The 13,019-nt window shown below is 54.8% G+C and carries 10 protein-coding genes; all 10 read right to left on the minus strand.

Annotated features, from left to right (window positions below):
• Positions 1 to 33 precede the first annotated feature (33 nt).
• Positions 34 to 594 (minus strand): DUF4892 domain-containing protein, encoded by a 561-nt coding sequence (locus AC0L6S_RS05860; protein ID WP_473427488.1) that lies wholly within the window; start codon positions 592 to 594, stop codon positions 34 to 36.
• Positions 591 to 1,475 (minus strand): alpha/beta fold hydrolase, encoded by an 885-nt coding sequence (locus AC0L6S_RS05865; RefSeq protein ID WP_473427489.1) that lies wholly within the window; start codon positions 1,473 to 1,475, stop codon positions 591 to 593. The genes AC0L6S_RS05860 and AC0L6S_RS05865 overlap by 4 nt, the downstream gene beginning before the upstream one ends.
• Positions 1,475 to 1,975, minus strand: coding sequence for a SixA phosphatase family protein (locus tag AC0L6S_RS05870; RefSeq protein ID WP_473427490.1), 501 nt, complete (start codon positions 1,973 to 1,975; stop codon positions 1,475 to 1,477). Before AC0L6S_RS05870 ends, AC0L6S_RS05865 begins: the two co-directional genes overlap by 1 nt.
• A gap of 167 nt (positions 1,976 to 2,142) precedes the next feature.
• A complete protein-coding gene (htpG, locus tag AC0L6S_RS05875; RefSeq protein WP_473427491.1) occupies positions 2,143 to 4,068 on the minus strand; it encodes a molecular chaperone HtpG in 1,926 nt (641 codons plus the stop codon).
• 210 nt (positions 4,069 to 4,278) lie between these two features.
• A complete protein-coding gene (gene sucD, locus AC0L6S_RS05880; RefSeq protein ID WP_473427492.1) occupies positions 4,279 to 5,151 on the minus strand; it encodes a succinate--CoA ligase subunit alpha in 873 nt (290 codons plus the stop codon).
• Positions 5,151 to 6,320 (minus strand): ADP-forming succinate--CoA ligase subunit beta, encoded by a 1,170-nt coding sequence (gene sucC / locus AC0L6S_RS05885; RefSeq protein ID WP_473427493.1) that lies wholly within the window; start codon positions 6,318 to 6,320, stop codon positions 5,151 to 5,153. Before sucC ends, sucD begins: the two co-directional genes overlap by 1 nt.
• 132 nt (positions 6,321 to 6,452) lie before the next feature.
• Entirely contained in the window at positions 6,453 to 7,889 is a 1,437-nt protein-coding gene (lpdA, locus tag AC0L6S_RS05890; RefSeq protein WP_473427494.1) for a dihydrolipoyl dehydrogenase, read from the minus strand.
• A gap of 80 nt (positions 7,890 to 7,969) precedes the next feature.
• Positions 7,970 to 9,223 (minus strand): 2-oxoglutarate dehydrogenase complex dihydrolipoyllysine-residue succinyltransferase, encoded by a 1,254-nt coding sequence (gene odhB, locus AC0L6S_RS05895; protein ID WP_473427495.1) that lies wholly within the window; start codon positions 9,221 to 9,223, stop codon positions 7,970 to 7,972.
• Positions 9,224 to 9,253: 30 nt separating this feature from the next.
• Positions 9,254 to 12,112, minus strand: a complete 2,859-nt coding sequence (locus AC0L6S_RS05900; protein WP_473427496.1) for a 2-oxoglutarate dehydrogenase E1 component — start codon at positions 12,110 to 12,112, stop codon at positions 9,254 to 9,256.
• A gap of 196 nt (positions 12,113 to 12,308) precedes the next feature.
• Positions 12,309 to 13,013: a succinate dehydrogenase iron-sulfur subunit gene (locus tag AC0L6S_RS05905; RefSeq protein WP_473427497.1), complete on the minus strand. Its 705-nt coding sequence runs from the start codon at positions 13,011 to 13,013 to the stop codon at positions 12,309 to 12,311.
• Between the last annotated feature and the right edge of the window lie 6 nt (positions 13,014 to 13,019).

A 13,019-nucleotide genomic window follows, 5' to 3' on the forward strand; every position in this document is an offset into this window, starting at 1 on the left:
ATTCCGCCCTCGCTACACAGTTACGTCTACACGCTAGGGTGACATCACCAGCCACTCCACGTGCAGGTATTGGCGGTCTGCGGTGCGTTCAGCGCTATAGGTAAGAAGACGGGCTTGCGGTGCTCCCTCGAAGCTGTACACCCGGTAGCGCTGCAAATCTTCCCTACCGAACAAAACGCGTTGCTTGAACACACGATTCGCCCATTGCACTGCCCGGCCGCAGGCCCTGCCCTCGCAGGCAAACAACTCACTGGCACCATTGATGTTTGCTACCGAGTCCAACAGCTGCGCCATCAACTCGGCAGCGCTAAATCCCGTGTCCAGCAACCAGGTATAGCTGATTAATGTACCACTGAGTCGCTCGCTGTCCTTGAAGTGCCACTCGCCGCGAATCTTCTGTATAGCTCCCAGCCCAACCTCGTAATCGATGACCTTGCGCTGCGAGAATTCGATCTGCTGTGTATGTGGGTAGGCGTCAACCTCCTGCAGCAGTGCCGCTAGATCGGGCGGCTGCGCGGTAACAGCTGTGCTAAACAAAAGACTGGCAAACAGCCCGGTACAGTACAGCACTATGGCGCGATAACTGAGCATCATGCGGGTTCACACTCTGCGGGCGATGAGAAAAATTGATGCATGCGTTGCGCTACCTCAGTTGCCTTGTCTTCCATATGAAAATGGTGCCCCCCTTCGATAGTGTCCAGCGTCAGGTATGTAATATGTCGCTCTGCGTAATCCGCTAATGTGCGGGCATTCCCGGCGTTGTGCGCCAGCAGTAGTAAAGTCGGCATATCCAGCGCTGCTAACACTGCCTGCAGGTGCGCTTCACTGAGCTTGACGGCGGAAGCACCGTGCAGTCTTGGATCAGTGGTCCAGGTCAAACCCTCTGGACACTCACACAGATTGCGCTCCACCAGCACCCTGGCAGCAGCCGCTGACAAGCCGCGTTCCATCCTCGGAGCAATAGCATCCTCAGCGCTGGAGAACACCCGATTGGCGCGGCTCAGCAAGCGCGCTTTGTCTTCCAACGCCCTGCGTATTTGCGCCGGAAATTCGCTCTCGGCAATGGCCGCTGGCACAACCGCGTCGAGCAGCACAAGACGATGGATTCGCTGTGGAAACGCGCTGGCCAGCAACGTCGAAATAATGGCTCCACGGGAATGCCCGACGAGGTCAAACGTTTCCCAGCCCAGGGCATCGACCACACCGAGGATTTCCGGCAGATCATCCCAAATCTGATAACTGGCATCCGCGGAGCGCCGGTCACTTTGGCCATGTCCGGTCAGGTCCAGTGCAACGACATGGTAACCTGTCAGCAGCGGCGCCAAAAACGTGAAACTCGCTGCATTATCCAACCATCCGTGGAGCGCAAGCAGCGGTTTCTCGCCTTGTTCACCCCAGGATAATCCCGCTAGTTGTAATTGGTTTACCTGCCATTGCAGTGGCTTCGGTTGACGTTGAATTGCTTGCTCCGGCATTACATACCCACTTCATATTCGGGCGGAAACGCCCAGAACAGCAGCCTCGCGCAGCCCGCCGCCACCACATCCAGCGACAGAGACACCAAGCCACCCGGAGGAAGCGATGGCACGGTGCCTGCTTCACCGAGGTAGCTGTCCACTAGATTCGACACCATAGGTTGATGGGAGACGAGGACGATATGTTGCTGTATATCGCTCTTCATGTGGCTGGACAAGAGCGTGTCGACTCCGGCCAGAGTGCCCCCGGGTCGCAGCGCGTCTGCGGAAACGATTGTTGGCGTGTGAAGTGCAATCGCGATAATTTGTGCCGTCTGCGTGGTCCGTACCCACGGGCTGTGCAGCAAAGCAGTCACAGGCACTATATTGCGCAGCAGACAGGCCTGGCGAAACTGAGCGCTGCCGAACCCGAGGTCCTCGCGCCCCCCTGTCGTCAATTCTCGCAGGCGATCATTGCTGGCATACTCCGCGGTTCCGTGTCGCCAGATTGTCAATATCATCGTATCCCCGGCTCCGTTTGCAGGCCTGTTCGACGGACATCATAGCATCATACGACAGCAGTGCCCGGCGCTGAACCTGTGAATATCCGTTGAGACGCGACGTGTCCCGAATGCGGGGCACAGGATGACACGCTAGCGCCCCAAAGAACATGCTAGCGTGAGATAGGTTACGCCTTGCTGAGTTCCACCAGCAGCGAGTTCAGCCTGGACACGTACTCGGCAGGATCATCCAGATGACCGCCCTCAGCAAGGGCGGCCTGGTCAAAGATGATATGCGCAAGATTCGCAAACCGGTCTTCGTCAGCTTCCCCATCCAGCAGGAGCGCTAAAGGATGACTCGGGTTGATCTCCAGAATGGGCTTAGTCTCCGGCACCGCCTGACCGGCTGCCTCCATGATGCGACGCATCTGGGCACCCATGTCGTTTTCACCGACCACCAGACAGGCTACCGAGTCTGTCAAACGGGCAGTAGCACGAACTTCACTCACTTTGGCTTCCAGTACCGCGGATATCCGTTCTATCAGTGCCTCAGATTCCTTGGCCAGTGACTCCTGCTCGGCCTTTTCGTCGTCGGAATCGCTGGACAGGTCCAGTGCACCGCGTGCGACATCCTGCAGTTGTTTTCCGTCAAATTCGCGCAAGTGGTTCATCAGCCAATCGTCGACGCGATCCGAAAGCAATAGTACTTCGATGCCTTTCTTGCGGAACACTTCCAGATGGGGGCTCTTGCGAGCGGTATTGAAATTCTCCGCAACAACGTAGTAGATCTTGTCCTGTGTCTCCTGCATACGGGACACGTAATCTTCAAGTGATTGATCCTGCTTTTCGGAATCGGTATGCGTAGTGCTGAAGCGCAACAGCTTGGCGATTTTTTCCTGGTTCGCCATATCCTCTGCCGGACCTTCCTTGAGCACGGTGCCGAACTGTTTCCAAAAATTGGCGTAGTCTTCGCTGTCCTTGTCTTTGGCCATTTTACCCAGCATGTCCAACACACGCTTGGTCAGGGCGTTGCGCATACTCTCAACAGCAGGGTCCTGCTGCAGGATCTCCCGGGATACATTCAGGGACAGATCGTTGGAATCAACCACACCTTTGACAAACCGCAGGTACATTGGCAGAAACTGTTCAGCTTCGTCCATGATGAATGTGCGCTGGACATAGAGTTTGAGGCCGCGCGACATCTCGCGGTTCCACATATCAAACGGTGCTCGGGCCGGCAGATACAACAAGCTGGTGTACTCCAGTTTGCCCTCTACCTTGTTGTGGCTCCAGGTCAGCGGATCTTCAAAATCGTGCGAAATGTGCTTGTAGAAAGCCTTATATTCGTCGTCAGAGACTTCGCTACGGGGGCGCGTCCACAGCGCGGTCGCTTCATTGATGGCCTCAAACTCTGCGGGCTCCTCTTCCCCTGCTTGGTCCTCTTCACCTTCCGCGGGGGGCGCTGGCGGCCTGGCCATCATCACAGGCACAGAGATGTGATCGGAGTATTTCTTGATTACGCTGCGCACGCGCCAATCGTCTGCAAATTCCTTGCAGTCATCCTTAAGGAATAAGGTGATGCTTGTACCGCGTGCATCCCGGGATTTCGCCTCGATGGAAAACTCTGCTTCACCATGAGATTCCCACAGTACACCTGCGTCGGCGGGCTCACCTGCTTTTCTCGTGTGCACTTCAACACGGTCCGCCACAATAAACGCCGAGTAGAAGCCGACACCGAACTGACCGATCAGTTGCGAGTCCTTGCGCGCATCGCCCGTGAGGCTTTCGAGGAAAGATGCAGTGCCCGACTTGGCAATCGTACCGAGATTTTCGATAACATCTTCCCGGTTCATACCGATACCGTTGTCGCTTAGCGTGATGGTATTGTTGTCTTTGTCGACCTCAACACGTATCTGAAACTCGGAATCCCCCTCTAGGAGTGATTCATTTTCCAGTGTGGCAAAACGCAGTTTGTCGATGGCATCACTTGAGTTGGAGATCAGCTCACGCAGGAAGATTTCCTTGTTGCTATACAGGGAATGGATCATTAGGTGAAGCAGTTGTTTCGCTTCAGTCTGGAAGCCCAGGGTCTCTTTCTTTACATCAGCGGTCATGTCAACCTCATTATATGTCATTGAATTTACGGGAGTTAATTCCTTACGATGATATTGGGGTGGCCGTCGTTTTTTTCAAGGGAGGACGTGGAATTTATGGCTGTACGAGCATTTTTTAGGCTTTAACCACGATTCGCTGAGCGCAAATTCGATGCAAAAAAAAGACCCGTACAGTGACGGGCCTTATCTTTGATCGAGTGTAGAGGGAAATTACCAGCCAGTAACCTCAGACAATGCAGTACCAATCTCGGCGAGACTGCGGACTGTCTTCACACCTGCATCTTCCAGCGCGGCAAACTTCTCGTCGGCCGTTCCCTTGCCACCGGAGATAATGGCTCCGGCGTGACCCATGCGCTTACCTTTGGGCGCGGTGACGCCAGCGATATAGGACACCACCGGCTTGGTCACATTGGCCTTAATATAGGCCGCAGCCTCCTCTTCCGCCGTTCCGCCAATCTCGCCGATCATTACAATCGCCTCTGTGGCAGGGTCGTCCTGGAACATCCGCAAAATATCGATAAAGTTGGAACCGGGAATAGGATCACCGCCAATCCCGACACAAGTGGATTGACCAAACCCTGCATCTGTTGTCTGCTTGACCGCTTCATAGGTCAGCGTGCCAGAGCGAGACACAATACCAACCTTACCTGGTAGGTGGATATGACCGGGCATGATACCGATCTTGCACTCGCCGGGCGTGATCACGCCGGGACAGTTGGGGCCGATCAGTCGTACGCCAAGTTCGTCGCACTTCACTTTTGCGTCGAGCATATCCAGCGTGGGGATACCTTCAGTGATACACACGATCAGTTTAATACCACCGTTGGCTGCTTCCAGTATCGAGTCTTTGCAAAATGGCGCCGGCACATAGATCACCGAAGCCTCTGCACCGGTAGCTTCAACCGCCTCTGACACCGTATTGAACACGGGCAAGCCGAGGTGTTCCTGGCCGCCTTTGCCGGGTGTGACACCACCTACCATTTTCGTGCCGTATTCGATGGCCTGTTCTGAGTGGAACGTACCCTGCGAACCGGTGAAGCCCTGGCAGATCACTTTGGTGTTTTTGTCGATTAGAATACTCATTATGCGGCTCCTCCCGCTGCTTTCACTGCCTGCTGGGCAGCATCGGTAAGGCTGGTGGCAGCGATAATATTCAAACCGCTCTCAGCCAGGACCTTCTGGCCCAGTTCGGCATTGTTGCCTTCCAGACGCACAACCACCGGCACTTCAACGCCTATCTCTTCTACGGCTCCGATGACACCTTCTGCAATCAGGTCACAGCGCACAATACCGCCGAAGATATTGATAAGTACGGCTTTTACCTTGTCATCTGACAGAATGATTTTGAACGCTTCTGACACACGTTCTTTTGTGGCACCGCCGCCCACATCCAGGAAATTGGCGGGGAAGCCGCCGTGAAGTGCAACGATATCCATTGTGCCCATAGCAAGGCCGGCGCCGTTCACCATGCAGCCAATGTTGCCATCGAGCGCCACATAATTGAGCTCCCAGCGAGCAGCGTGTGATTCACGCTCGTCTTCCTGACTGGGGTCGTGCATCTCCTGAAGCTGTTTCTGACGATAGAGCGCATTGCTATCGACACCGATTTTGGCATCCAGGCAATGCAGGTTGCCCTCGTCAGTAATAACCAGCGGGTTGATTTCGATCAGCGCCAGGTCTTTCTCGGCAAACATCTGCGCCAGTCCCATGAAGATCTTCACGAATTGTTTGATCTGCTCACCTGAAAGGCCGAGTTTGAAAGCCAGCTCACGGCCCTGATAAGGCTGTGGCCCCACCAAAGGATCGATAGTCGCACGAAGAATTTTCTCAGGAGTCTCTTCCGCGACTTTCTCAATTTCCACACCACCCTCTGTAGAAGCCATGAAAACGATACGTCGGGAAGAACGATCCACCACCGCTCCCAGGTACAGCTCTTCAGCGATATCAGTGCAAGTCTCTACCAGAATTTTGCTGACCGGTTGGCCGCCTTCATCGGTCTGATACGTTACCAGACGTTGACCCAACCATTTTGCTGCAAAGTCCTTGATCTCGTCCTTGGTTTTAACCAGCTTGACACCGCCCGCCTTACCGCGACCACCGGCGTGAACCTGGGCTTTAACCACCCACATGTCACCGCCAATTTTGTCCGCTGCAGCCGCTGCATCCTCTGGGGTGTCAACAGCAAACCCCTTGGAGACAGGCAAACCATACTCAGCGAACAGTTGCTTACCCTGATACTCATGAAGATTCATGTTCTATCCTGTTATCTAGTAAAAACTGTCAATAATAAAGGCCGTTCGGCAGTAAAGCCTTTGCCAAACGGGCCCATGAATATCCCGGCGCGTCTACAATTTATGCTGCTGTACACACCTGGAAGAGTGTCACTACCGCTTTTTTCTATTGGCAATATGAATGGCATGGCCATCCACCGCCAGCGCGGCTTCGTGTACTGCTTCAGACAGCGTAGGATGTCCAAACACTGTTAAAGCAAGATCTTCTGCACTGGAACCGAACTCCATCGCTATCACAACCTGCTGCACCAGATCTGCCGCCGAAGCGCCCAGAATATGGCAGCCCAGTATGCGGTCGGTCTCAGCATGGGCGATCAACTTTACCATGCCCTGTGGATCATTTGCCGCCAGCGCTCGCCCGCTTGCGGAAAAAGGGAATACGCCGGTTTTATATTCAATACCGTCCGCTTTAAGTTCCTGCTCGGTTTTTCCGACTGCAGCTATTTCCGGGTGGGTGTAAATGACAGAGGGTATGCAATCATAGTTCATCTGCGCCTGCTCGCCGACGATACGTTCGACGACCATGACCCCCTCTTCCGAACCCTTGTGAGCGAGCATCGGGCCCCGCACTATATCGCCGACAGCGTACACATGGGGCGCTTCTGTTTCACAGAAATCATTGACATAGATAAAGCCGCGCTCGTCCAGTGTGACACCGCTGTCGGAGGAAAATAGCCCTTCTGAATTGGGTTTGCGACCCACTGCCACGATGAGCTTATCGAAACTTTCGGTGTGCTCGCCATCGGCTGTTGAATAGGTCACAACTACGCTGCCATCCTTGACTTCGGCATTGGTAACACGCGCACCGAGACGTATATCCAGTCCCTGTTTCTTGAAAACCTTGGCCGCTTCCTTGCTGATCTGCAAATCCATCATCGGCAGGAAATCATCCAACGCTTCGAGCATAACCACTTCGGCGCCCAGCCTGCGCCACACACTACCGAGCTCAAGGCCGATGACGCCAGCTCCGATAACACCAAGCCTTTTTGGCACTTCGGTTAGCGCCAGTGCGCCGGTGGAATCGATGATATAGTCATTGTCGATAGGCGCTGGCGGAATGTTTACAGGCAGGGACCCGGCTGCGATTATGATGTTGTCCGCCTGCAGTTCCGTCACATCGCCCTTGGCATCGGTCACCTCAACCTTGGTGCCGAATAACACCCTAGCCTTACCTGCTATCGCTGTAACGCCGTTGTGCTTGAACAATCCCGCTATTCCGCCGGTGAGCTGTGTGACAATCTTGTCCTTGCGAGCCAGCATGGCGGGCACATCAAACTTTGGCTCCTTGACGGATATGCCATGCACAGACAGATCATCACGCACCTCGGTAAACTTGTAACTACTGTCCAGCAGCGCCTTGGAGGGAATGCAGCCTACATTGAGGCAGGTGCCCCCGAGTTGAACCTTGTCCCTGTCATCCAGCCACATCTCAACACAGGCCGTTTTTAAACCCAGTTGCGCCGCTTTGATGGCAGCCACATATCCAGCGGGACCTGATCCTATAACCACCAAATCATATTTATCTGACATCGTCATTCCCAATTTAGAGTCGTTTTACTATTGAATGCTTGCACTATCGCAACGGACAGCTTGAGAAACCCACAACAGTCTTAAAGCTGTAAAAGAATCCTGGCCGGATCCTCAATTAAATCCTTCACTGCCACCAAAAACTGGACCGCTGTTTTACCATCGATCAGGCGGTGATCATAAGTCAGTGCCAGATACATCATTGGCAGGATAACCACTTCCCCGTTCACGGCCATGGGGCGGTCCTGAATCTTGTGCATCCCGAGTATCCCGGTCTGCGGGGGATTCAGGATGGGCGTAGACAACAACGAGCCAAAAACACCACCATTAGTGACGGTGAACGTGCCACCTGTCATGTCCTCAATAGTCAGCTTGCTATCCTTGGCGCGCTTTCCAAGGTCGGTAATAGCCGCCTCGACGTCGGCCAAACTCATAAAGTCGGCATCGCGCATGACCGGCACAACCAGTCCACCCTTGGTCGATACGGCCACGCCGATATCCTGATAGCCATGGTAGACAATATCATTGCCATCAATGGAGGCATTAACGGCTGGAAAACGTTTCAGCGCCTCACACGCGGCTTTGACAAAAAAGCCCATAAAACCGAGCCGTGTGCCATTGTGCGTTTTCTCGAACTGTTCCTTGTACTTGGCGCGCAATGCCATCACCGGGGCCATATTGACCTCGTTGAACGTGCTCAGCATCGCAGTCTGCTGCGAGGCGTCCAACAGGCGCTCGGCGATTTTTGCTCGCATACGGGTCATCGGCACGCGGCGCTCAATCCGCTCGCTGGACACCCGCGCCTCCGGCTGGCCCTCCGCTGTGCTGGCGGTAGGCGCTGGCACTGGCGCTGCCGGCGTTGGCGCTGCCTCGGTGGCTTCATCCTGTGATTTCATAAATTTCAGGATATCTTCCTTTAGTATGCGGCCACCTTTTCCGGTGCCCGTAATCGCGCTGATATCCAGTTTGTGTTTTTCCACCAGTTGCCTGGCCGCGGGCCCCAACAAGTCGGTCGAAGGCGTGTCGCTGGCGGCTGGTTGCACAGCGGAGGACTCTGGTGTCTGCTCCGCCCCTGACGAGGCACCGGCCGCTGCGACCTGCCCCTCTTCCAGAGTTGCCAGCAACTGCTGCCCCTCAACCGTTTCCCCTACTTGTGCGTGGATTTTCGAGATCACACCATCGGCGGGAGCCACGACTTCCAGTACCACCTTGTCCGTTTCAATTTCGACAATCAGTTCGTCGCGGGCGACAGCCTCGCCTTCTGATTTGTGCCAGGCGGCCACCTCCCCATCAGCGATGGACTCAGGAAACACAGGAGCCTTGATTTCGATAGACATTTCTATTCCTTTATAACCATCAGGTTGTTGCTAACTGCCCCAGGGCATCTCACCCAGGGCTTCATCAATAAATTGCTTCATCTGCTCCAGATGAAGGGCCATATAGCCGGCCGCAGGCGCGGCTGACGCCTCCCGCCCAACGTAACGCAGGTAGACATCTACCTTGTGGCGCTGTATCACACGCCGCATATGATGCTGACTGGCGTACCACGCACCCTGGTTCATTGGTTCTTCCTGACACCAGATTGCATCGACGATATTCGGGTAGGACTTGGCCAGGATTTCCTGCAGTTCATCCTCTGGAAAGGGGTACAGCTGCTCTAATCGCAATATAGCGATATGCTCCAGTCCGCGCTCTCGCCGAGCCGCACGAAGATCGTAAAACACCTTGCCACTGCAGATAATAATACGCTCGACCTTGGATGTGTCGAGATCATCGGTCTCATCCAGTACATTGTGGAAGTGCCCATCGGCGAGCTCATCGATGGTTGAGATCGCCTCTTTATGACGCAGCAAACTCTTTGGCGACATCACCACCAGCGGTTTGCGAAGCGGGCGTATTGCCTGGCGCCTAAGCATATGAAACACCTGCGCTGGTGTCGTCGGCGCACACACCTGTATATTGTGTTCAGCTGAAAGCTGCATGAAACGTTCCAGACGCGCCGAAGAGTGCTCAGGACCCTGGCCTTCATATCCGTGCGGCAGCAGCATGGTCAGGCCGCACAGACGCGCCCATTTGTGCTCCCCACTGGTAATAAACTGATCGATGACAACCTGTGCACCGTTGGCGAAATCGCCAAACTGAGCTTCCCATATCACCAGCCCCTGCGGCAATGTGGTGGCATAGCCGTATTCGAACGCCAGCACGGCCTCCTCAGACAGCAGTGAATCGTGAATCACAAACTTGGCTTGCTCTTCACCGATATGTTGCAACGGGATGTACGAGCTGCCATCGGACTGGTTGTGCAAGACAGCGTGGCGATGAGAGAACGTGCCACGGCCGACATCCTGCCCGGTCAGGCGAACGGGGTACCCTGCATCCAGCAACGAGGCGTAGGCTAGGTTTTCCGCAAACCCCCAGTTTATCGGCATAGCGCCGGCGCCCATTTTGCGGCGATCCTCAAGTATCTTTGATACCTGGCGCTGCAGCGGAAAGCCATCCGGCGCCAGATTGGTGCTGTGCGCCAGCGCCTGCAATGTCTGCATATCGACCCGGGTGTCGCACTCCAGCGTCCAGTCGTGACCCAGATAAGGAGACCAGTCGACGAACAGGGCTTTGTTGGGTTCAGTGACCAGGCTGCTGACCAGTGGCGCACCACGGTCCAGCGCATCTCGATAGCGATCTACCAGCGCCTGCACCTCGGTTTCTGCGATGACCCCTTCGTTGATGAGCTTTTCAGCGTAAATCTCCTGCGTGGTCTTATGGCTGGATATTTGCGCATACATCAGCGGCTGTGTTACCGAGGGTTCGTCCGCTTCATTGTGGCCGCGGCGCCGATAACAGATCAGGTCAATAACTACATCCTTCTTGAATTCCGTGCGGTAATCGATAGCCAACTGCGTGACAAACAACACGGCTTCAGGGTCATCCGCATTAACGTGAAAAATCGGGGCTTGCACCATTTTTGCGATATCGGTGCAGTATTCAGTGGAGCGCGCATCCTCTCGCTTGTGCGTGGTGAACCCCACCTGATTGTTGAGCACGATGTGAATAGTGCCACCGGTTTTGTAGGCGCGGGTTTGTGACATCTGGAACGTCTCCATCACCACGCCCTGACCGGCAAACGCCGCGTCACCGTGAATGACGATGGGTACTACAAGGTCACCGGTGGCATCGTTGCGGCGTTCCTGACGCGCGCGAACCGAGCCCTCCACCACGGGCGCCACAATCTCCAGGTGGGACGGGTTAAATGACAGCGCCAGATGCACTTCGCCGCCAGCAGTCATCACATTAGAGGAAAAACCCTGGTGATATTTAACATCACCGGAACTGGAGTACTGTGCCCTGCCCTCAAACTCCGCGAACAACTCAGAGGGGTTTTTGCCGAGTATATTGATTAACACATTCAACCGACCGCGGTGGGCCATGCCGATAACAATCTCTTTCGCACTGAGTGCACCGCAACGCTGCACCATCTCCGACAGCATAGGTACCAGGCTTTCACCGCCTTCCAGGCCAAATCGTTTGGTACCGGGGTACTTCGAGGCCAGTGACTTTTCCAGCCCCTCAGCGTTGATTAATTGCGTGAGCAATTGCCGGCGAACCTCTGTCCCGTAGTCCGGCGCGGAGCGCACAGACTCCATGCGCTGCATTATCCAGTGCCTTTGCGAGGTATCGACAATATGCATGAACTCGGCACCAATCGTATTACAGTAGGTACGATTGAGCGCTTCGTAGATTTCGCCCAGCGTAGCATCGGCCTTGCCGATGTGCAGCGTGCCGGTCTGGAATACAGTGTCGAAGTCCGCTTTGGACAGCTGGTGAAAACTGAGGTTTAAGTCAGCGACCTGCTCGCGCTCGGCCAACCCCAGCGGGTCGAGGTTGGCCTTCTGGTGCCCGCGCTGACGATAGGCCGATATGAGTTGAACAACACACACCTGCTTGCGTTCGTACTCTGTCGCCTGCGAGTCGTGTTGCACGGTCGCTTCTGTGCGCACGCGCATCTTGCTGATCTGTGCGAAACGCTTTCGAATGACAGAGTGGGGGACATCCTCCACCTGAACGACTTCTGACGCCACGGTCGGGAGCTTGTCAAAATAGTCGCGCCACTGTTCAGGCACGCCATTGGGGTCTTTCAGGTAGGACTCGTATAGATTCTCAACATAAGTCGCATTGCCGCCCGCAATGTGGGAGCTCTGCCACAGTAATTCCATGGTGCTATTTTGCATCTGTACCCCTCCCGGGGCGCGGTTGACCTGTTCTGCGTCGCCACATGCCGAAAGCGCGCTCGATGCGTATACAGGGCGGGTTAATACCGCACGGCTGCCCTCCCAGTGGAAAGACAGCACCTAACAGAGCCTTACATGCGGACAATTTTCTCTGTTTTAACCTGTATATTCAATAAGTTACAAGTAGAAATTAAAGCTAGGTAGCACGTGTAAGCAACATGTTTCGTATGTGGCCGATGGCCCGTGTGGGGTTGAGCCCCTTGGGACATACATTGACACAATTCTGAATACCATGGCAACGAAAAACGCTGAAGGGATCATCCAGTTTCGATAAACGCTCCTCGGTTGCGGTATCGCGGGAGTCCGCCAGAAAGCGATAGGACTGCAATAGTCCAGCCGGGCCGATGAACCTGTCCGGGTTCCACCAGAACGAAGGACAGGAGGTTGAGCAACAGGCGCACAGAATACACTCGTACAAACCGTCCAGTTTTTCCCGGGCTTCAGGAGATTGCAGTCGTTCGATCGCCGGCGCGGGCGTATCGTTTTGGAGGTAAGGTTGCACTTTCTCATACTGCGCATAAAAAAGGCTCATATCCACAATAAGATCGCGGATCACCGGCAGACCGGGCAGCGGACGCAGCACCAGCTTGTTGTTTTTCACAACCTTGGATAGAGCGGTGACACAGGCCAGACCATTCACGCCGTTCATATTGACGCCATCAGACCCACACACGCCTTCACGGCAGGATCGGCGGTAGGTCACCGTGGTGTCCTGCGCCTTGATCATCTCCATCACATCCAGGACCATTAGGTCCTTGCCGCCGGTGTCGACCTGTACATCCTGCATGTAGGGCTCTGAATCGAGTTCCGGATTGTAGCGATATATACTGACTTGCAACATGATTCA

This window comes from Halioglobus sp. D3-4 (genome assembly GCF_055809315.1).

What these genes read in the sequence shown, in the direction of transcription:
- AC0L6S_RS05860 (WP_473427488.1), bottom strand. Translation starts at nt 594, where the DNA reads ATGATGCTCAGTTATCGCGCCATAGTGCTGTACTGTACCGGGCTGTTT.
- AC0L6S_RS05865 (WP_473427489.1), bottom strand. Translation starts at nt 1,475, where the DNA reads ATGCCGGAGCAAGCAATTCAACGTCAACCGAAGCCACTGCAATGGCAG.
- AC0L6S_RS05870 (WP_473427490.1), bottom strand. Translation starts at nt 1,975, where the DNA reads ATGATATTGACAATCTGGCGACACGGAACCGCGGAGTATGCCAGCAAT.
- htpG (WP_473427491.1), bottom strand. Translation starts at nt 4,068, where the DNA reads ATGACCGCTGATGTAAAGAAAGAGACCCTGGGCTTCCAGACTGAAGCG.
- sucD (WP_473427492.1), bottom strand. Translation starts at nt 5,151, where the DNA reads ATGAGTATTCTAATCGACAAAAACACCAAAGTGATCTGCCAGGGCTTC.
- sucC (WP_473427493.1), bottom strand. Translation starts at nt 6,320, where the DNA reads ATGAATCTTCATGAGTATCAGGGTAAGCAACTGTTCGCTGAGTATGGT.
- lpdA (WP_473427494.1), bottom strand. Translation starts at nt 7,889, where the DNA reads ATGTCAGATAAATATGATTTGGTGGTTATAGGATCAGGTCCCGCTGGA.
- odhB (WP_473427495.1), bottom strand. Translation starts at nt 9,223, where the DNA reads ATGTCTATCGAAATCAAGGCTCCTGTGTTTCCTGAGTCCATCGCTGAT.
- AC0L6S_RS05900 (WP_473427496.1), bottom strand. Translation starts at nt 12,112, where the DNA reads ATGCAAAATAGCACCATGGAATTACTGTGGCAGAGCTCCCACATTGCG.
- AC0L6S_RS05905 (WP_473427497.1), bottom strand. Translation starts at nt 13,013, where the DNA reads ATGTTGCAAGTCAGTATATATCGCTACAATCCGGAACTCGATTCAGAG.